Raw genomic sequence first — 18179 nt, forward strand, 5'->3', positions numbered from 1 at the left:
GTGAGCGGTAGACATGGAGCGCGGCCATCAAGGCGGCGTAATCCATCCGCGTGGTTAGCAGTCGTGCGTCTGGCGTGGCACCAGCAAGAAGCCGGAGCGCAGCACTTTGTAATTCCGGCCGGTAGCGGATGAAGTTGCGCCACATATCATCGTGGGTATTCGGCTCCATCTGCCACGGACCTCGTGCAGGGCCACCGCCAATCTGCCGCAAAAAGCGGTACTGGGTCTCTTTGTTGCCGATGCCCAAAACAAGCTGGGCGCGGGCTGGCGTGTTGAGAGACGCGGGCAGAAATGCAAGTGCGGGCTCAATCCATTCGCGCAAGACATCGTTCAGGTCCATGCCGCTGCTCATTGGCTGAGCCAGTGCAGGAAATATGCCAGACCGGCCACGACACTGCCGCCCATTGCAGAGCCGCCCGCAATAAACATTGACCGAAGAGACTGACCCTTTCTTACTTCCGCAAGAATTTCCGCAAGTGTCGTTTTCTGCCCCTGCTGCTCATGTTCAACAATGGCCAACCGCTCGTTTGTGATCTGCTGTGCACGGCGGATTTCCATACCCTCGCTGCGGGTCATATATTCCGGAGAGGACTCGGTCATTAACCTGCCCGCCATGAGAAGAAAGGTGCTTTTGTCATTGGTGGAGATCTGCCCCGCATGAATTGCTCATGCAGAGGAGACATCAGATAGAGGCCGCATGTACACACAGACAGAGGCGGCCTGAAGGTTTTAAAGCCTACGGCGTTCCATAATCGCTCCCTGCAACACCATTCTCAAGCCAGACCATGTCCCAGTATTTCAGGGATGGGAGTGTGAATGTGATGAAGCCGCCGGATGCATCAGAGCCCGTTGCATAAGTCAGCTTCACCGGAGCCCCATGGTTCACGTCCGGGCTGGCTGTGTAGAGGTCACCAAGCGTTCCGCCTGACGTGTAGTACATCTTGACCTGAAGCGCGCCGGTGGCTGTCGGTGCGGCTGCATTGGCCGCGTTGTCATTCACGTCTGAAAACGAGGCCGCGCTCATCTGCTGGTAATTGAGCAGATGCAGGATATCGAAACCACTCCGATGGTTCTGGAAGAGCCAGACCTTGCCGGCTGCCGCAGTCGTGCTGCCCGTAGCACCTGACGTGATGGATGGAACTGCTGCGGCCGAGGCGCTGATGTTCAGCCGCAGCAGTTTCTCATAGGCCACGCCAAAAGTCTGGTAGTCATACTCACCCTGCACCATGTCGGGGTTTGGACTGAGCTGGTTTCCGACAGGGAAATCATCATTACTGATGAAGCGCGCCCCATCACCGGGGTTCTGTTGCCCATCCACAATCCAAGCGTGATGCGCGCCAGTCGCAAGCATTGCCGCTTCCTGATACAGGACACCGGGCGTGTTGAAAGTGCACGCTGTAGTGCCACCATTGATGGTGCATGACTTTGACGCACCGAGCGTCTTGTTCAAGCCCATATCCCAGTCGAGACCAATATTGTTCGGAGTTCTGTTCGCCCACCCCCAGACCTGCCGCGCCTTGGTCAGGAAGCCGCCAAAGTGGCCGATGTCGGACGGGTTATTCCAACGCTCCACAAGATGAAAAGCCTCTCGCCCTGACTGAACGAGATCCTGCTCATTGTATGAACCTGCCGGATTCAGGACCATCGGCATATTGGTTCGGTTCGTGACGTTAGTAATGAACGACGAGTAGGCCTTATCCATAATGATCCGGTTGCCATACCAATCCCACAGCGCCCTATTGATCATGCCGTATGTGTCCCCAAACAGGCCATCAAAACCCAGCGCCTGCTGCCAGTTGGCCACCTGCTGCGCCCAATAGGCCTGCCAGTCTGTATTGTTGGGGTTCATGATGGCTATTGCTGGAAAACCGCCGTTCCACGCATCGGCCACGGTGCAGCCGGAGCCGCAGGCGCTGGTAAACGCAGCCCATTTCAGGGACACGCCGGAGCCATCCCGTGTAAAATCTGGGGCCAGCCCACGGTTGGCGGAGTAAATCGGCATGTACATCAGTGTGCCCATGCGTTGTGATTTTGCCGCAGCAATATACTGCCTGATCAGTGAAACGCTGATGTTCTGGCCATCACCGTTTATGTAATTTTCTGCGCCTGACAACGGTTGGTGCCAGCGATACAGGACGTTATAGATCTGTAAATTGTTGCATTTATAAGCGTTCAGACCCTTTACGTCCGCAGCCGGATTAGAAAACAGCGTTGGCGTCCAGCCACCCCAGTCCGTATACGCCCCCACAACCCAGCACATGCGCGGATACGTCCACCAGTCGGGGCTTTCATCAATCGCGGTTGTCTGCTGGTCAATCTGAGCACCCCCGCTGTTTTGTGCCGTGATATTCACGAAATACCCCTGCCAGCGTACAGACTGACTGACAGGAATACGCAGCACGACATCTGTCGATGCGCCAACGGCCAGAGATGCAACAGACGCGGTGACCGGCTCACCAACTGTTACGCCGCGTCCGGAGACAGTCGCGGTCACAGACCCGGTAAATGGCGTACTGGTTGCGTTGGTCAGCGTGACATCCACCAGAGCCGTCTCATTCACGTTATACGTGGCGCGATCAGTATTGATCGACCGGATCAGCGGACCAGTCAGGTTTGGCGCTGCCTGAGCAACCGCAGGCAGACAAACAGACAGGGCGATGAGTGCCGCACGGATTATTTGCATGCGCTATCACTCCTATAGAGATCACCGGCATCGTCCACGCACACAAAATGCGCGCCGGATGATGGCGGCGCGGTTGGCATGGCGCTATTTCTGATGGCGCTCAGGATACGTACCACACCAGCGCCGGCACTGATATTGAGTGTATAGCCCGGTGTTATGAGCCACCCCTCACCAGCAGCCGTCTGAAATATCTGCATCGCCCCACCGGTACCGCCACCATACAGATTGATGATGGCACCCTGATCAGTGCCGCCAATATTAAATGTATGGGTGAACAGATTAAATGTGCCGCCCACAGGGTCATTAACGCTCATATTGCCCGCGCCATCGGGACTCATCCAGATATCGAGCGGGTATGGATGCAGGAACGAGAGCAGGTGGATGATTGGGGCGTTGCCCTGGACGGTTACGGAACCTGGCACCACCTGATTAGGGGCAAGATAAGTCTGCGCCCCTATCCCCAGATTGGACCCTGACTGCGGCGTATTGAACGAACCGGCTGGGGTCTGAAGCCTTTGCGTGACCGTTAAGCCTGTTGCAGTCCCGTTGACGGCGTCCAGTTTGGCCGCCTGCAACGCTCTGAGCTGATCTGCTGTCAGCACGGCACCACGGGCAAACCGAACGGACTGAGACTGCGCATGCGCAACGCCCCCGCAGACCAATAACACCAGCGCAGCGCATAGCGATTTTATGGCTAGGTTCATGGATGCGGCACCATGGCTTCGAGGGCACCAATCCGGCGCAGAGCCCCCTGCAACGCAGCAACCAGATCCGGCACCAGCCGGGTAAGATCGACGGCCTGAAGTACGGGCTTTCCGTCTTCGTCCACTGCATCTTTGCTTCCTGTTACGGCATAGGGGGCCTCTGCCTGTAATTCATGGGCAATGAAACCGTGCGTGCGGGGCAGATCCGGCGTATTTTTCCATGCGTGGGAGACGGGGCGCAGAGCGCAGATGCGGGCCATCGCATCCTCTGTATCCAGCGCCGCAATATCAGTTTTGGCCCGATAATCAGAGGTTGTATTGTACGCTACAGACGATCCGCTGTTTGCGATGCTGCCAATAAAACTGGCCCCGTTATAAAAATTAATCAGATTGGTTGACGACCCCGTCCCGATATACACCGGCGTTTGACTACCGTATACAAACAGGGAGTGGCCATCAAAATACGCGCCGTCCTTTTTGCCGCCAATTGGGTTGCTGGCGTCACCCTGATTGCCTGCAAACTGGGTGCCGTCATTGGTAACAGACAGGGAGGCAGAACAAGTCAGGTGATTTTTTACGGTGATAGCTGAGCCAGAAATACCACTCAGGACATTTGTGAGGATACCACCGTCTGCCTGAGCGACGCTGTCGAACTCTACTGGGGCAGCAAAGGATGTTTTGCCAGACCCGCCATCCGTAATTGTATCAACGTGCAGCCATTTGTCATTGGTCAGTGTCATATCACCGGCAAAACGAGCCGGAGAGTTGAATGTAATGGCGTCAGCAGATGACACCATGATCCCGTCAACGTGCAACCACTTTCCGTTGCCTAGAGCCAGGTCTCCGTTAACTGTCCCGCCCGTATCTGTTGACAAATAATGGCCAAGACTGGCTTGCAGAGCTGCCTCGGCCTTCTGCGCTCGTGAGACTTCGTCTGTCAAAGCTGTTGACGAGGCAAAAAGTATTTTCAGCGCAGCGAGGACCTGACCGTTATTTTTCTTGTCTAGGTCAAGTTTCGCAGTTTCAACAATCGTACAGAGCTCTTCCTGATGCGTATTAAACGTATCAGGATCAATGGTGCTAGGTGAGGTCTGACCAACGATACCAGAGGTCGCATAGCCGGGCTCGCCGATCTCCGGAGCAGGGGAAGGCAAGTTTGGGACCTGTGTTCCGTTCGATAACCGATGCATTGTTATTCCTAAACCAGTGTATTTGCGTCCAGAATGAAAGAACCCAGAAACGATGTGTTCCCGTCGCCTTCCCAGTTGAACAAAACCTTTGTGTGTTCGGGACAGCGACTATTGATTTCGCAAATCAGCACTTGCCCTCCCCATGTTCTGTACGGGTCCCCAAACCGAGCACCGCCGTACTGCGCCGACGTGACAGGGATGGAGGAGCAATTGACTTGCCAGACAAATGCCCAGTCGCGCCCATAATACGGCGTCCCAAACTTTGCCTGCCCAAATCTGGCGGGAGCAAACTGAGTAATTGTGATTTCAAAACCAAGGCTTTTGGCAAACTCTATAAAGTAATTTACAGAGCATCCGCCGCTATCGGTCAGCCGCGCCATAACTTGTGCACGGCGCTGCGATAGTGTCGGACTTTCACCCGCACATGGATCCGGCAACCCGAGAGTTGATTCCCAGTCCTCCAGTGAATACGAAGCTGTTGCTGGGAAGGAATTGGCCACAAGAGTGCTGGCGTCATCAATCAGGCGCTCGGCCGTCGGCATAAAAGCTGCCAGAATACCATCCATGACAGTGCCAGCGTCACGCGGCCACGCCCGACCGTAAGGAAGTGTTTTTTTAAACTGTTCTAGAATTTGCCTTGAAGACCAGACCTGAACGCTCATTTTCCACCCATCGCCCCCGTAACAGGCAAATAACCCAGAGGGACGGAGATGGGGCCGGATGGGGAAATAAGCGTAAAAGAAGCACCGGTTGAAAGGAGTGCCTCCTCGATTGCACTTTGAGATATGACCGACCCCAATGGGCTGCCGTTGCGCACGTACAGATCTCCAAGAGCGGACTGCATTGCAGAGAGCTGACCTGACGTGCTCGGAGCAAGATCGGAAAGAATCACATCAATTGGGAACGGCAATGGAGCGCAGACGACAACAAGAGCTGTGACAGGCTGACTAACCCGAATAGCATTGGCGACGGTCAACTGGTCGCCTGTCGCTGTGACGTAACGCGGATCAGCAGAAGCCACGCCGTTTCCTCCCTGAGGAAACCCGGCATGAGCCGCCTGAGCATCGTCAAGCATAAAGTAAAGCACAACTGAGCCAATTCCGGCACCGTTCGGGTTACACCAGGCGCGCGTAACCCCGGCAACGGCAGTAGCCCATTCAACATAATCATCCTGTCGACCGCCCCCATCACGCGAGGCGTAGGCCTTGAGCATTCTGGTGCGGAAGTCTGCCTCCTGCTCGATATCCGCACCGCCGGTAATCGGGCCGGAAGATACGCCAGAGCTTGGCATACCATCGACAGCGGTAAGCAGCACAAAAGCAATTCCGCCGTCACAGTTGCCGCTTGCCCCGTTTGTATCGCACACGACAGGGGCGAAAAGCGGACCACCCCCCCCCGCTATGGCGAGATCAGACGTTGTGTAAGAAACGCCATCCGCCCGCATGATAGCGGTGCCGGCTGCAAGCTCTGTGCCGGGCGCACACCCCGTAAAAAGAACGAGACCAGACGCTGCCATGGCGTCTTTCTTATAGATACCCCGCAGCGCTGCCCATGCGTCCAGGTTTTCAGCTTCAGCAGTCCATGGCACAGATTGCCGGAAGCACCAGGCGATATAATCGTCATTGCTCCATGCCAGATTTGCGAATGCCCAGGACAGGGGGCGCAGAACAGAGCGAGAGAGCAGGGAAAGCCCCCGAACGACATTGCTTGACACAATATCGTTCCAGACCGAAGCCTGTAAGCTAGAAAGGGTTTTTCGAGGGTATGGCACGCGCAGGATCCTTCCATGCCCACGCATACCGGAAAGATATATCTGCCCCATCGGGCTTAATCAGCCGAATGCCAATATTCAAGGCTCCGGCGTTCAGCCACGTTGTCTGCACGGTAATGCTGCCCACAACGCCGTCATCTATCAGCCATTGAAGCGCCTGCTCACAAATTGTGCGGGCATGCGTTAGCAGGCTATTGCCCACCTTCTTTGCACCCTCAATCGTCCAGAGTAGGGAGCCCATGGAATACCCCTCCATACCGTCTATCCAGCAGCCGCCAAGGTCTGTTGACCCATTGGGGGGCTTGGTGCCATCTGGTGCACGCGCATTCGTAAAAAGGGAGAGCAGGACGGCTGTTTCTATGTCTGCATCGGTATCAAGGTCACCGTCTGTTATGACCCAGTCGCAGTGCATTTTGGTGTTGTCGTAAACCAAGCGGATATCGGTCATCGCTTACCCCTGCGGGCCAGATGTTGTGTCTGACCCGGCTTTCACGCCACCATGCGTGTGGTCTGATAATTTGACGCCTGTCTCTGTAATGAAGTCTTTTGCTGTAACGGTGCCCTGCACGACAACTTTGCCCGAGCCGGGAGTAATGAGCACATCTCCGTTTGCCTGGAGCAGGATAGTGCTGCCCGCAACGCCGTTGTGCAGCCCTGCCTCCCCAGACTGTGCGCCACGGTAGCGGTATTTCTTGTGATTATGCGCAACAACAATACTGTCAGACCGATCACCCGATCCGCAGACAAGCAACATATCTGCGCCGGGTGGCGGAGCGCTGATGAGGCCGTAAGCAATGAGAACTTCCCGTGCATCAAGCAACTCACGGCTGCTTAAACGCACTTGCACAGTTTGAACTGGACCGTCATCCCGCACTGGTAGAGTTGAGCGGCCCAGGCCAAAAAGCCATTTATATACGCGGCCGATCATACCCATTCAGTCCCGTTAGCGAGATTGTCATGCACCTGCTGGTCGTATGGAAGCATGGGGGCGGGCTCGACCGTCATAGACTCTGGCGGCATGAGATCCAGCTCCGCCCGCGTTCCCATGCGGTCATCCTTGTAAAAAGTTACCCCTGTTATGAGCCACTTTTTGTTGGGTAGCTTGAGCGATGGGAGGTGAAGGGGAGCCAGGGTGTTAGCAGCCCATAACTGACCAGCGCTATCGTGCCAGGAATCGCAGACGACACGAACCATTTGAGAGCGCCCACGGCGGCGTTGCATTTCCCAAAGCGCACGGCGCTCTGCCAGGGGGCCGCTATAGTCTGACTGCTCAGTGATTACGAAAAATGGCCGATACCGGGGCACACCCTTGTCGTAAACCGAGGGGAAGTCGTTGCCTTTGTTTGGGTCTGGAAAATCATTAAGCGTCTGGACGCTGAACATATGGGGGGAATATTCGCTGTACCGTTCGTCCATGCGGAACGACACGTTGGCCTCCATGACATTAACCCCTTCAGCAAAGCCGCTTGCGTGTGCCGATGTGCCGACAGACGCCAAGACAAGGTTGCCGTCTGCATTGTCATAAACAAGAAGCGCCATATAGCGAGCACAGGTCTCAATGAGATTATAAGGTGTCTCACCCAAATTGACGTTGAAGAACTGAATAATGCGGTCCTTGGGGTCTGGGGGCAGAGTGACGTTTTGCGTGATGACTTTGACGCCAAATGGCTTGCACAGTTCTGTTGCGAGCCTAACAATATCGCAGTTGCCGAGCTGGCCGTTCGGCACGACGGCGTGGCAATCGACTATGTCTGAACAGCGCGAGCGGCCGGCGATACGGACGCTGTGCTCATCTGCCCCCAGACTGGCGGCGTACACGTCAACATAGCCGTTGATAACGGGCACGTCACCGATTGACAGAGTGCAGGCCATACCGGGCTGGATATCGATTTTGCCGGGGTCGAGATATTTCTCGGTTACCGAAATATCGAAATCGGCTGGCATACGCTCACACCCGCGCGAGATGCGGATATCTTGCCAGCCAGCCCACTTCACGTTGCCGGTTGTCAGACTGATGTCTGTATTGATATCGGGCAGGCTACCGCCAACCAGAGTGGAGAGCATGCTCATTGATCTAACGCCTGAAATTGTAGGGGCATAAAGAGCGGGTGAGGGGTGTTTGCGCGTGCGACAAGATCCCGCGTGCGGGACACGTCTTGATAGAGGCGATATGCCAGCGCCACAGCCGGCAGGCGGGATGAAAAGGAATAAGAAATCAGGTTGGCCAGCTGTGCACCGCGTGCGCTGAGGTCTGCCACAACGGCCGTGCGGAGTGCGCGCAGCATGTCATACGCCCCGCTTTCTGCGTTGTCTGCCGCCACGATAATTTCAGCATCGATCAGCTGCACGAAGGTTGTGAGAATTTGCTGCGCCTGTTGCGTAGTGTCCGGGCTGGCAGCCTCTATTGCTTCAGCCAAACCAATGAGCGCTTGCCTGCGCAGTGCTGCGCCAACGGCACTCCGTACTGTTGCGAGGTCTGCTCCTATAGGGGCGGTGGTAGCCGCACTATACGGCTGGTACGCCGCCAGCCCCGAGAAGAGCCGGATACGGTCTGCTGGGCTTATGGTGGCCGATGCAATGGCCTCTATGACAGAGCGGGACGCTGAAACAAACGCATCTGGCTGTGCAACAACTGTGGGGGAGGCTGCAACAAGGGCGGCAACAGCGCTATCGAGCGCCGTGCGTGATGCGATAACAGCTGCACGCTGGCTTTCTATGGTGGCAGAAGCAGGGGCGGATACAGCCAGCATGCCGCGGTCATATCGGCCAGATTGCCCCGGCAGGCCCGAAGCCTCGCTGGCGATTGCGCCGGGGTCACGCGAGACGGCGGCGGCGGACGCGCCCCACGCGCTGGCAACGTTATGAGCCCCCACCCCAAGCACGGGAGACGCACTGCTTACCCCTGAAAGCTCAGATGTGAGAATTCGGGCAAGAGCAAGAACGGCGGCCGCAGCGGCTACCAAAATAGCGTTTTGTGTGTTGAGCAGCAGATTAGGGAATAACCGGGGTCCCGCCTGCATGAGCACAAGCTCAAACTGTACTTCCCGCTGGGCGTCACCCCGGTCTCTGAACATGACCGGCTCTACAAGACTGCACTGCACGGGGCCAAGTGTCGGATGGATGAGCAGGCCCGGTCCCTCCAGCTCACACGCGGCGGCGAGTGCTGCCCGTTGCAAATAAACGTCATCCCCCACCAAGCGGCCAGAAAACGTCATGACGCGGGGCGCACGCCCCATGTCTTCGGGCCATGGGTCATCTTTATAGGGGTACGTGTGAACGGCATTACGGCGGCCCACGGTCAGGCCGCTGTCCCGTACCAGAAACGGCACACCCCGCCAGATAGCGGGGATATAAAGCTCAATTAAGGACATAAACTGCCTTATTGGTTGGGCATGGGGGCTACAACACGCGGGGAAACACCGCCTTGCGTTTTGACATCACGCACGCGCACAGAGGTGTTGCCGCCATTCTTGTCGTGCACCTCAAGCTGAATGGTCATTTTTGAGGGTACGCCGGAGTCTGCGGCGCGCCGCTGCTGGCGGGCGGCCACAGCTGTTTCAGTGTCAATTGACCGCACATAGTCTTGCGTTTCAGCAGGTAGGGCGGAGAAGTCCCCCGTTTGCTCAAACTTGGCCACACCCTTGCTGTTGGGGCCTGCATTGTAACGGGCTTCAGCTACGCTGTAGTTTCCCTGAGACTTATCTACCATCTGCCGAAGATAACGGGCGGCTCCATCAATATTACTCTGCCAGGTGTAGTTAGGGTCATCGACAGAGGTCGCCACACCCAGATCCCGCGCTGTATCGGGCATAAGCTGACCAGGACCAAAGGCCCCGGCAGAGGAGACGTTTTCTTTACCGCCACCTTCCGTGCGCAGCAGGGAGAGGAAACGGTTGGGATCCAACCCATAGCGCGCGGCCGCCGCCCGGCCTTCCTTTGCGATTTCATCAGGCAGCGCTTGCCCGCGCATTATGGTGTCGTTTTTGCCCAACGGAGTTTTACCAGCAGTCATACCCAAATAAATGCCGCCCAGAACACCACCAGCACCCGCGATACGAAGGCCGGTGCGCCCAAGAAGCTTCAGGATGCCCGAAAGAAAGCCGCCCTTGCCGCCACCGCCAGCTACAGCAGCGACAATAGCCATTTCTCTGAGGGCCTTGGTGATCTGAATAACCTTGAGCAGTGTGGCACCGAAGCCGAGTAGCAGGCGCGCCACGAGCACCTCCATGACGACATTGCCGACATCTTTTGCGACCTCCTTCCAGCCGCCCATTTCCTTTGCCGTGCTCTGGACATTCTGGAAGATGGTATTGATTTCATCACCCACCCCCTGCCAGTCTACGGTCATGATCCAGCCCGCGAAGGCCTGAATTGCGGCACCCACACGGGCGGCAATGAGCTCCCGATTTTTGGAGATGATGTTTGTGAACCAGCCAAAGAGGGCTTGAAGGCCGGGCGCTGCCTGCTCTGCTATGGAATAGGCCAGACCGCGCGTTGCCCAGTCCAGCCGGGTTTGCGCCATGCGTAAGTTATTAGCCGCATCGACCCCAGCGCGGTTAGTCAGCCCATAGCGCTGCATTTCAGCCTGATATTGCTGAATACCTTTCGCGCCCATGCGCAGGAACGGCAGCAAGTCTTCACCGGCAGCACCGAGGGTTGCTGTTGCAACACGCGCTTGAAGTGTGGGGTCTTTGAGAGCGGCAATTTTATCTGCAAGCTGCGGGAGCACTTCCGTTACGCTGCGAGCGCCCTGCCGCATGGTGCCGATATTGATACCGAGCTGCCGGAAATAGAGCAGGGCCTCGTTATTACGGCCGCCAATAGCGTTGACCATATTGTCGTGCAGGCCGCGCAGGCCGGAGGAAAGAGAGCCTGCGGAAGAGCCTGCCAGTTCAGCAGCGCCCTGAAGGGCCTGCAATTTATCCGGCATGATGCCAATGCGGCGGGCGTCCAACCCTAATTGTGTTCCGAAACGTGCCCAGCTTGTTGTGAGCTGGTAGAGGCCAGCAAGGCTTGCAGCACTGGTGAGAATGCCCATTGGCTCAACAATTCTGAGCAAAGAAGAGGCAGCAGACAGCCCGGAGCGGGCAAGCCCACGCATGGCGCCAGCCGCACGGGTTATGCCGGCGGCATCCATAAACTTACCGAAAGACGCCTTGAAGCGCCGGATTGGGGCGTTCATGGTGTTAATGCGCTTGGTGATGTTTTCCATCACCTTGCTAGCCTTATCGACGGCTGTGATGGTTATTGCAAAGCCACTAGCCATCTGTCTCTCTGCTTTTATCTAATTGTGAAAGTTTCTCGGCCCACCACAGGATTTCTGAGCCTGTGAGGGCCATGGTGTCTTGTGCTGACCAGTGCAGACGATCTGCCAGCCCGACGGCTAGATGCCGCCAGTGCTCTGGCCAGCTTCGATAAAACGCTGGAGATAGTTGGCTGCTTCATTCAGCTTGCTGATGGGGCAGTAGTCCCGCAGAACATTCATGGGCACACCGCTGTTCTGAGATACCAGCGTGAGCGCATACATCCGCAGTTCTGCTGCCCCGAAATTTCCCTTCAGGTGCTTTTCAGCATTCAGAACCTGCCCGCTAGCAGGCTCACACAGGGACAGCTCCGAATAAGTGGCACCCCCATGTACTTCGATGGGTGGGTCCAGATCTATGGTGAGTGTCGGGGGTAGGTCTGCTGCCCCGGCATTATCTTGGCTCATGATGCAAGAGTTTCCGTAACAGAGATGCCCTCAAACGTGACTTCCATGGTTGCTTCTACTGTGTTGACCTCCACAGCTTCCGTGCACCACATGCCGGCACCACCAACGGATTTTCCGTTAGCGAGCGCCAGCTGGACTTCTACGTCTGACATGTCACTGAAATCGGCCACGGTCATGCCGCCGGCATCGCGGATGGACATGACGATGCGGCCCTGCTGGGGCATTTCAGAAAAACCATGGATGCCGTTCTGCCCCTTAAGGGTTTCCCGAACGACTTTTGAGGGGCTGTAGCGGGTTTCAATGATGTCATACGGCACACCATTGATGAAACCGGATGCAACGCCAGCGAGGCGCATAGACATTGTTTATTCCTTAGCTTTTGCGGAATTGAATAAGCATTGCGATGTTGCGCACCTGGTTTGCGACATCGATGGGCAGGGATTCCTGCAAGCGTCCACCGCCTACGTTTTTGACCACAATGCCAGCGGCAAAATTGGCGCTGTTCTGGACGTATCCGGAAGCTTCCAGCTGGCGGTACCGGCTTATGAGGGCCTGCTTGACTACCGCCGCGTTGATAGCGCTGGAGCCTGCCGGAATGGCGGTATTGTCTGAAACCAGCTTTTTGGTGAGGTAGCGCGACTGGAATGCGCGTAGATCCCGGATGGCGTAAGCCAGCTGATTCATGGTCTCAGCATCGAGATAGGAATCATCTGCAAAGCCGGAGGCATTGGTCTGGTATGTTGTGATAAGCCGCAGGATTGCGACTGTTCCATCATCCGCCACGCTGAAAGTTGAAAGCCCGTCGTAGAGCAGGGTATTTTGCTCCGACAGGCTCAGCCGGTTAGCCATGCTGGGCGGGCTAACTGTGAGGGCCATCTGCGTGATGGGCAGGCCGGGGTCTATGCGGCATTTAACCGCAACGCCGGCGGTAATTTCAGCCAGCCAGCGCACCGGGCTGTGCGGGCTGTCAAATATGGGCATAACTGTAAGATGCTCATTATTGACCTGAGCCCCGAAGGCCGCATTCTGACCAAGCGTACCACGCCGGGCGCTGAACACATGGCCAAAGAGCTCTTGCCCCCATGACCAGCGGCCTACCGTGTCATTCCAAAACGTGGCGAGCACCGGGAGGCTGGAAGCGTCGAGATAGGGGCAGCCCACGAAGTCGAAGGTGCGGGTGCCAAGGCTGGCCAGCGCAGCGGGGAGAGCCGCGAACGGATTAATGGTGCCGCCAGTGAACTGGGTGAGAGTGATTGTGAGGCCATCAGCCGCGTAGTCTGACGATGCATCAGACACAGCGAGCAGAATGTCATTGCCACATTCGCCAGCGTTTAGCGCTGTCAGCGGCAACGCCCCAGATGCAACAGAACCCGCAGAGACCGGGATATCCGCCACGGTAGCCATAGCCGTGGGGATACGAGCCAGAATGTCTGCCGGGGCATCAGACGGGCTATAGCTGACTGTGACAAGCTCACCGTCGATCTGGAAAACGATGGAGCCAGAGCTGGTTGGTGTGCCCGCGATACCAATGGAGCCTTTTGCAGCAATAGCCTCGGCGTCATTATCCAGCGGGAGGACCCACAACTCACCGAACGTATCGATATTACGGTAATGCTTAACCGCAATAGCCGCCTGAGAGCCTGCGCCAAACAGTGTGCGAGCCGCAGAAACGCTGGGTACGATAACAGCCTGGCCAGCCGGTGCAGTGCCACTTTTTAAACGCTGGCACACGAGCAACGCACGCAAATTGGCTGTAGCAGTGCTGGCGAGGGTGGGGTCTAGGTCTGCAAAAATGCCGGGTACGCGGTTAGAGGCGGGGTAATTAGGGAAAGTAATCGTGCCGCTCATGCCGCACCGCCAGGCGCTGCTGGCTGCGCAGCTTGCGCTGGGGCAGCATCATCAGATGAAGGGCTGGCGGGGGCGGGCGCTTCAGGAGGCGTTTTTGTCACGTCTCCATCTGATAAGCGGCGGAGCCAGAACGGGTCATAGTCGGAAACAGTTCTGCCCGCTGAGGGTACGGGCTCAAACGTTAGGGGGTCACGAGCTATTCGGCCCTCTACCGGGTAGATTTTCATGCGCTTGCTCCTGGGCGGAGATCACAAACCCCAGCGGTGTTTCTGCGCCGGTCTGCGGATCTGTCAGAGTTCCGCTTATTTCTGTGATCTGTTCCGCCGGGGGCTGCCAGCCATCTTCGTCTGTAATGAAAATTTTCAAGGAGAAGCGGAACTGCCAGTGTACCCGCTCACGATCCATCTGCACCAAATTGCCACCAGCATAAGAAAAACCTTGGTTGCCATTTGACCATTCAGGCCGCCAGTTTAGCAGGCAGCGGAAGAGGTCCTTGCGGGCGTCAGCCACAAGAGCGGAGGAGGCCTGACCCCGCTGGTCTGCAATGTTGGGCAGGTCAAGCACGATGGAAATGGTCTCCGTGACATACTGGTCAAGACCGTTCTGAGAAATGTTCGGATCTGCATCATCCTCAACAGGCAGCACATAAGCCGCAGGCCGTTTTAGCCAGGCTTTATCGACAATCTGGGCGAGTTCAGCCGCGCCAGCACAGCAGCGTTCTCCGTTTGTCGATTGTGCCAGGAATGTGGAGTTTTCCCGGATCTGGCGGATGACATCGCTTATGTTCATTTTTTAACACGCTCCATAACGACGCCCTGAATTGCCGCATCTGCCAGACGACGGCGGATATCTGGGGCGCATTCTTCCAATGCTGCCGAAAGGAATTTTCTGGGCTTCAGCACACGCCCACCAGAGACGTAGGTCTTGCCACGTGACCGCTGGTTTCGTTGGCCCGGAGAGCCACCCTGAGCGCCAGTTTCCAGAAACTTGGCGTAGAAGGCCGCATCCTTGACGGTTTCAATATCTGTCACTTTATCACGGTGCAGCTTGGCTTTTATGGAGCGGGCCAGTGTTCCTGTAACACTGACAGGAGCCTGCCCAGGAGCAGAGGCACGATAGGGGCCAGGGTTTGCATTGCCGCGATACCCGATGGATCCGCCCGGCCCATAATAGAGACGACCGCTGCCAACCGAGTTACGGATATTGCGCCGTGCTGCTGCGGCCACTTCCCGGCCTGCAATCTGGAGGTTTTTGCGGAGAATTGTGCGGTCATACTCAAGAACGTATGACGGCATCCGAATGTCTATGCTGGCATCATCTGCCATCGGGGGCTGCTCCAGTATCTGACTGTTCCAGCTCACACTCCAGGCAGACGAACCGTTTGCGGCCACCGAGCTCTTTCCAGCGGCGCACACGGAAACGCTCCCACCGCAGGGTGCCATCCGGACGCTTGCTGGTGCGAAACACAACAGACGTGTTGTCCAGGCTGTCCCGCCAGCGCATGAAAATGCGGTGCGTGACGCCGGGGCTGTCTGTTTGCATGGTGCCCCAATAGGTCATGGCACCAACGGGCTGCACGTCTGCCCGCGTACTGATCAGCGAGGGGAAGCTCTCGACAATGCCCACGCCAGCAAGCTCCGGCTCCTGGTCACGGGTGGCAAGCAGCACAGGCCAGCGGAGGCGGCCTACTCTGACACGTTCATCTTCAGGCACCGAACCACACCATGCGATAATTAAAGAGGAGAGAGGCAGCTGCATCCGGCATGGCGTCCATGCTCATATCGCCCCGGTTTTCGTAAAAATAGGCGACCAGAATGCACAAGGCCAGTTGGATATCGAACGGAATGGAGGTGCTATCCTCACCATAGCCAGCAGTAAATGTAACCAGAAGATGCCGCCCGCGCAGCAGGCCAAAGCTGCCCGTCAAACGGAAATTGGCAGGCTCTGAGGCTGCATCGACCCGGTATTCTGTCGGAGAGAGGGTTTCCTGCGTGCCGTCCGGGTCAATAACATCAATGCCACCAAATCTCAGGAAAGGTGCACGTAGCAGACGCATGGGCTGGGGCTGCATTGGGGGCCATGAATATGCCAGTGGCAAGACCAGCAGAGGCGAGGGGGTCATAGGCCACGCATTGGCAATGGGCTGATCCCCCACGGCCATGGTGTATTCAGTGTTGATAAGGGCTCGCCCTGTGTATTTCTCCACCCACGAAGACGCGGCTTTTATGTACAGGCCGAGCAAAGCGTCATCTTCGTCATGATCGATGCGCAGATGTTGCTTGGCCAGCACCAGATCAAGCGCCGGGTTTTTCGGGGGCGTTTTGATACGCAGGACGAGCGTTGTGGGCATTAGCGCCGAGCGCTTGTCCGTGGGGTTGCAGTCGCAATCGCCTGGCTGGCCATGGCAGCGCTGCGCATCATCCTGTCCTGCTCAAGACCATCTTCCTGAATCTGGACGCGCAACGCATCGTCACGCGCTTCTTCCGCACTGGGGCGATAAGGCTGAGCCCAGCCTTTTGCCTTGAGTTGTGTGGCGATTTCTACAGGAAAGCGGGCGACCTGCCCCCGTTGATACCCACGCCACCAGCGGGTGAGGCGGACAGCTTCCGTCTGGACCTGAGAGGCGGGAGATTGCGCGGTTGCTCTTCTGAATTGCATGGAACTGTTATCCTAGTAAGGGCGGCGTAAGCCGCCCGCAGGGTGGGAGTTATTTACCAGTTGTGCCGCCCGTAGCACTGGAAGTTCCGCCAGACGTTGTGCCGCCAGCGGCGGGCTTGGTCGGGTTTGCACTCTGGGCTGCGGATCCGGACGTATTGAGTGGCTGGGTGGTAAACGGCGCGCCACTGGACATGCCGGCCCAGCCACCCGGTATCCACGCGTCTACGTCGGCAATGGCAATGGACTGGATATGACGGGCCTGAATGTCGTGCTCACGGATGATACGGAACAGGGTCTGGTCACGCTGGAACGCGCTGACCATTTCACCGTCTTCTCCCTTGTAAGCACCCTCGTAAGAAACTTCGATATCCGCTGTGTAGGCATCTCCGATGAGGATATCGGCCATATCGACGAAGAAAATATACGTCCCTTTGCCATCAGCCTGAAGGTTGGTGGGCAATTGGGTTGTGGTGAAGAAGGGATAGCCATTCAACTTGCCAGCATCCATTTCCTCACGGAAGAAGTAGTGGCCAACCTGATCGGTCAGGCTTTTAAGGAACATCTCAACTGCCGGATGGAAAATCCAGCAGGGGTCAATCATGCGGCTGTTGCCATTTTTGAGTGTAAGCTCAAGGGCATTCAGTGTCCCGCTGGCTCCCTGCAACGTGGCAGCTCCGCCGGCAACGACAGCCCCACCCATGTTGAGCAGCCCGATAGGGTCTTTGACGCTACCGGCTCCGAGCAGAAACGCCAGATCTTCGCGCCGGGATGCTGATTCAATCAGGTCATCACGCACGATGCCATCGACCGACATGGCGGCACGGCGGATAAGGTCATTGGAAACAGGGACAAGTGTTGTCAGCTTTTTGGCGTTAAACTGGACATCGTCAAACTGTTCCTGACTAACACCGATGTCATCCAGCTCGTTACCGTAGCCAGACGTAGCGCCGCCAGCGAGGCGCGGAATGGTCAGGTTACCCGTGGCCATATCGATGGTACGCACCCCAGCACGGCGGACGACTGTTGCGGCGCGCAGAAGTTCAATCAGGTCAGCAACAAACTGCTGGGGCACCAAAGCGCCGCCAGTTGTCTGGCCACCGGCCGCCAGAGCTTTGACCACGTCATTATTGCCCAGACTTTTCTGGGCATAGCTCAGGGCGCTTTCAAAACCGAACTTCTTGGCGTGGCCAACCGTCAGCATATAGTGAATGAACTGGTCACCAGCCTTGAGCGTGCGCTTGAAAACGGGGCCAGTGACTGAACGCGTTGTTGCACCGCGTGCGCCCATTTCCTGCTGATTGTCCGGTTCAGGATCTCCACCTCCTGCCTCTGAGGCGTCCAGATTGAGGACCTCCTCTACCCGACTGATACGGGCATCGAGGTCAGAAATGGCAGACTGGCAGCTTTCCAGCGTTGCGAGATCGTCCTTGTCTTCTTGAGTAGCGACATCAGGAGGGACAGGGTTACCGTCTTCTGCGGCTTTGACGCGCTTTGCAGCGCGCTCTTCAAGCCGGGCAACGCCGGAGCGGTAATCATCAGCGAATTTCTTGCGCTGGCGGCGGAGTTCTTTGAGGGATTCGAGATTAACGGGGCGTAGCATGGTGCTTCCTTTAGC

At 56.8% G+C, this 18179-nt stretch carries 22 protein-coding genes; all 22 read right to left on the reverse strand.

Annotated elements, in window-relative coordinates:
- The coding region (locus ACTIDN_RS00005) for a hypothetical protein (RefSeq protein WP_441375526.1) at positions 1 to 352 on the reverse strand (352 nt) is incomplete at its 3' end.
- Positions 349 to 600: a hypothetical protein gene (locus tag ACTIDN_RS00010; protein ID WP_441375527.1), complete on the reverse strand. Its 252-nt coding sequence runs from the start codon at positions 598 to 600 to the stop codon at positions 349 to 351. The genes ACTIDN_RS00010 and ACTIDN_RS00005, both read right to left, overlap by 4 nt.
- A 136-nt stretch (positions 601 to 736) precedes the next feature.
- Complete coding sequence (locus ACTIDN_RS00015) at positions 737 to 2683, reverse strand: glycoside hydrolase family 66 protein (protein WP_441375528.1); 1947 nt, start codon at positions 2681 to 2683, stop codon at positions 737 to 739.
- Positions 2674 to 3387: a hypothetical protein gene (locus tag ACTIDN_RS00020; RefSeq protein ID WP_441375529.1), complete on the reverse strand. Its 714-nt coding sequence runs from the start codon at positions 3385 to 3387 to the stop codon at positions 2674 to 2676. The genes ACTIDN_RS00015 and ACTIDN_RS00020 overlap by 10 nt, the downstream gene beginning before the upstream one ends.
- The gene (locus tag ACTIDN_RS00025; protein ID WP_441375530.1) at positions 3384 to 4541 is read right to left on the reverse strand and encodes a tail fiber domain-containing protein; all 1158 of its coding nucleotides are present in this window, start codon (positions 4539 to 4541) and stop codon (positions 3384 to 3386) included. The genes ACTIDN_RS00020 and ACTIDN_RS00025 overlap by 4 nt, the downstream gene beginning before the upstream one ends.
- A 44-nt stretch (positions 4542 to 4585) precedes the next feature.
- Positions 4586 to 5239 (reverse strand): YmfQ family protein, encoded by a 654-nt coding sequence (locus ACTIDN_RS00030; RefSeq protein WP_441375531.1) that lies wholly within the window; start codon positions 5237 to 5239, stop codon positions 4586 to 4588.
- Positions 5236 to 6348 (reverse strand): baseplate J/gp47 family protein, encoded by a 1113-nt coding sequence (locus ACTIDN_RS00035; RefSeq protein WP_441375532.1) that lies wholly within the window; start codon positions 6346 to 6348, stop codon positions 5236 to 5238. Before ACTIDN_RS00035 ends, ACTIDN_RS00030 begins: the two co-directional genes overlap by 4 nt.
- On the reverse strand, positions 6320 to 6796 hold the full coding sequence (locus tag ACTIDN_RS00040) for a phage GP46 family protein (protein WP_441375533.1): 477 nt from the start codon (positions 6794 to 6796) through the stop codon (positions 6320 to 6322). The genes ACTIDN_RS00035 and ACTIDN_RS00040 overlap by 29 nt, the downstream gene beginning before the upstream one ends.
- 3 nt (positions 6797 to 6799) lie before the next feature.
- Positions 6800 to 7276, reverse strand: coding sequence for a phage baseplate assembly protein domain-containing protein (locus ACTIDN_RS00045; protein WP_441375534.1), 477 nt, complete (start codon positions 7274 to 7276; stop codon positions 6800 to 6802).
- Entirely contained in the window at positions 7273 to 8418 is a 1146-nt protein-coding gene (locus tag ACTIDN_RS00050) for a phage baseplate assembly protein (protein ID WP_441375535.1), read from the reverse strand. Before ACTIDN_RS00050 ends, ACTIDN_RS00045 begins: the two co-directional genes overlap by 4 nt.
- On the reverse strand, positions 8415 to 9719 hold the full coding sequence (locus ACTIDN_RS00055; protein ID WP_441375536.1) for a DNA circularization protein: 1305 nt from the start codon (positions 9717 to 9719) through the stop codon (positions 8415 to 8417). The genes ACTIDN_RS00050 and ACTIDN_RS00055 overlap by 4 nt, the downstream gene beginning before the upstream one ends.
- An 8-nt stretch (positions 9720 to 9727) precedes the next feature.
- Complete coding sequence (locus ACTIDN_RS00060) at positions 9728 to 11614, reverse strand: transglycosylase SLT domain-containing protein (protein WP_441375537.1); 1887 nt, start codon at positions 11612 to 11614, stop codon at positions 9728 to 9730.
- Between the two features lie 117 nt (positions 11615 to 11731).
- Positions 11732 to 12058, reverse strand: coding sequence for a phage tail assembly protein (locus tag ACTIDN_RS00065; protein WP_441375538.1), 327 nt, complete (start codon positions 12056 to 12058; stop codon positions 11732 to 11734).
- Positions 12055 to 12420 carry a phage tail tube protein gene (locus tag ACTIDN_RS00070; protein ID WP_441375539.1) on the reverse strand — a complete coding sequence of 122 codons (366 nt, stop codon included), beginning with the start codon at positions 12418 to 12420 and terminating at the stop codon, positions 12055 to 12057. The genes ACTIDN_RS00065 and ACTIDN_RS00070 overlap by 4 nt, the downstream gene beginning before the upstream one ends.
- A 10-nt stretch (positions 12421 to 12430) precedes the next feature.
- A complete protein-coding gene (locus ACTIDN_RS00075) occupies positions 12431 to 13906 on the reverse strand; it encodes a phage tail sheath subtilisin-like domain-containing protein (RefSeq protein WP_441375540.1) in 1476 nt (491 codons plus the stop codon).
- Positions 13903 to 14133, reverse strand: coding sequence for a DUF2635 domain-containing protein (locus tag ACTIDN_RS00080; RefSeq protein ID WP_441375541.1), 231 nt, complete (start codon positions 14131 to 14133; stop codon positions 13903 to 13905). The genes ACTIDN_RS00075 and ACTIDN_RS00080 overlap by 4 nt, the downstream gene beginning before the upstream one ends.
- Positions 14096 to 14695 carry a phage tail terminator protein gene (locus ACTIDN_RS00085; protein WP_441375542.1) on the reverse strand — a complete coding sequence of 200 codons (600 nt, stop codon included), beginning with the start codon at positions 14693 to 14695 and terminating at the stop codon, positions 14096 to 14098. Before ACTIDN_RS00085 ends, ACTIDN_RS00080 begins: the two co-directional genes overlap by 38 nt.
- The gene (locus ACTIDN_RS00090; RefSeq protein ID WP_441375543.1) at positions 14692 to 15231 is read right to left on the reverse strand and encodes an HK97 gp10 family phage protein; all 540 of its coding nucleotides are present in this window, start codon (positions 15229 to 15231) and stop codon (positions 14692 to 14694) included. The genes ACTIDN_RS00085 and ACTIDN_RS00090 overlap by 4 nt, the downstream gene beginning before the upstream one ends.
- On the reverse strand, positions 15221 to 15619 hold the full coding sequence (locus ACTIDN_RS00095; RefSeq protein ID WP_441375544.1) for a phage head completion protein: 399 nt from the start codon (positions 15617 to 15619) through the stop codon (positions 15221 to 15223). Before ACTIDN_RS00095 ends, ACTIDN_RS00090 begins: the two co-directional genes overlap by 11 nt.
- Entirely contained in the window at positions 15612 to 16256 is a 645-nt protein-coding gene (locus ACTIDN_RS00100) for a head-tail connector protein (protein ID WP_441375545.1), read from the reverse strand. Before ACTIDN_RS00100 ends, ACTIDN_RS00095 begins: the two co-directional genes overlap by 8 nt.
- Positions 16256 to 16564, reverse strand: a complete 309-nt coding sequence (locus ACTIDN_RS00105) for a hypothetical protein (protein WP_441375546.1) — start codon at positions 16562 to 16564, stop codon at positions 16256 to 16258. Before ACTIDN_RS00105 ends, ACTIDN_RS00100 begins: the two co-directional genes overlap by 1 nt.
- Before the next feature lie 49 nt (positions 16565 to 16613).
- Positions 16614 to 18164, reverse strand: a complete 1551-nt coding sequence (locus ACTIDN_RS00110) for a phage major capsid protein (RefSeq protein WP_441375547.1) — start codon at positions 18162 to 18164, stop codon at positions 16614 to 16616.
- Between the last annotated feature and the right edge of the window lie 15 nt (positions 18165 to 18179).

The sequence above is a fragment of the Acetobacter sp. genome, from assembly GCF_052102375.1.
Taxonomy (GTDB): Bacteria; Pseudomonadota; Alphaproteobacteria; order Acetobacterales; family Acetobacteraceae; genus Acetobacter.

Excerpts from the sequence above, each read along its gene's own strand:
- ACTIDN_RS00010 (WP_441375527.1), bottom strand. The coding sequence starts at position 600 with ATGACCGAGTCCTCTCCGGAATATATGACCCGCAGCGAGGGTATGGAA.
- ACTIDN_RS00015 (WP_441375528.1), bottom strand. The coding sequence starts at position 2,683 with ATGCAAATAATCCGTGCGGCACTCATCGCCCTGTCTGTTTGTCTGCCT.
- ACTIDN_RS00020 (WP_441375529.1), bottom strand. The coding sequence starts at position 3,387 with ATGAACCTAGCCATAAAATCGCTATGCGCTGCGCTGGTGTTATTGGTC.
- ACTIDN_RS00030 (WP_441375531.1), bottom strand. The coding sequence starts at position 5,239 with ATGAGCGTTCAGGTCTGGTCTTCAAGGCAAATTCTAGAACAGTTTAAA.
- ACTIDN_RS00040 (WP_441375533.1), bottom strand. The coding sequence starts at position 6,796 with ATGACCGATATCCGCTTGGTTTACGACAACACCAAAATGCACTGCGAC.
- ACTIDN_RS00045 (WP_441375534.1), bottom strand. The coding sequence starts at position 7,276 with ATGATCGGCCGCGTATATAAATGGCTTTTTGGCCTGGGCCGCTCAACT.
- ACTIDN_RS00050 (WP_441375535.1), bottom strand. The coding sequence starts at position 8,418 with ATGAGCATGCTCTCCACTCTGGTTGGCGGTAGCCTGCCCGATATCAAT.
- ACTIDN_RS00055 (WP_441375536.1), bottom strand. The coding sequence starts at position 9,719 with ATGTCCTTAATTGAGCTTTATATCCCCGCTATCTGGCGGGGTGTGCCG.
- ACTIDN_RS00060 (WP_441375537.1), bottom strand. The coding sequence starts at position 11,614 with ATGGCTAGTGGCTTTGCAATAACCATCACAGCCGTCGATAAGGCTAGC.
- ACTIDN_RS00065 (WP_441375538.1), bottom strand. The coding sequence starts at position 12,058 with ATGAGCCAAGATAATGCCGGGGCAGCAGACCTACCCCCGACACTCACC.
- ACTIDN_RS00070 (WP_441375539.1), bottom strand. The coding sequence starts at position 12,420 with ATGTCTATGCGCCTCGCTGGCGTTGCATCCGGTTTCATCAATGGTGTG.
- ACTIDN_RS00075 (WP_441375540.1), bottom strand. The coding sequence starts at position 13,906 with ATGAGCGGCACGATTACTTTCCCTAATTACCCCGCCTCTAACCGCGTA.
- ACTIDN_RS00080 (WP_441375541.1), bottom strand. The coding sequence starts at position 14,133 with ATGAAAATCTACCCGGTAGAGGGCCGAATAGCTCGTGACCCCCTAACG.
- ACTIDN_RS00085 (WP_441375542.1), bottom strand. The coding sequence starts at position 14,695 with ATGAACATAAGCGATGTCATCCGCCAGATCCGGGAAAACTCCACATTC.
- ACTIDN_RS00090 (WP_441375543.1), bottom strand. The coding sequence starts at position 15,231 with ATGGCAGATGATGCCAGCATAGACATTCGGATGCCGTCATACGTTCTT.
- ACTIDN_RS00100 (WP_441375545.1), bottom strand. The coding sequence starts at position 16,256 with ATGCCCACAACGCTCGTCCTGCGTATCAAAACGCCCCCGAAAAACCCG.
- ACTIDN_RS00105 (WP_441375546.1), bottom strand. The coding sequence starts at position 16,564 with ATGCAATTCAGAAGAGCAACCGCGCAATCTCCCGCCTCTCAGGTCCAG.
- ACTIDN_RS00110 (WP_441375547.1), bottom strand. The coding sequence starts at position 18,164 with ATGCTACGCCCCGTTAATCTCGAATCCCTCAAAGAACTCCGCCGCCAG.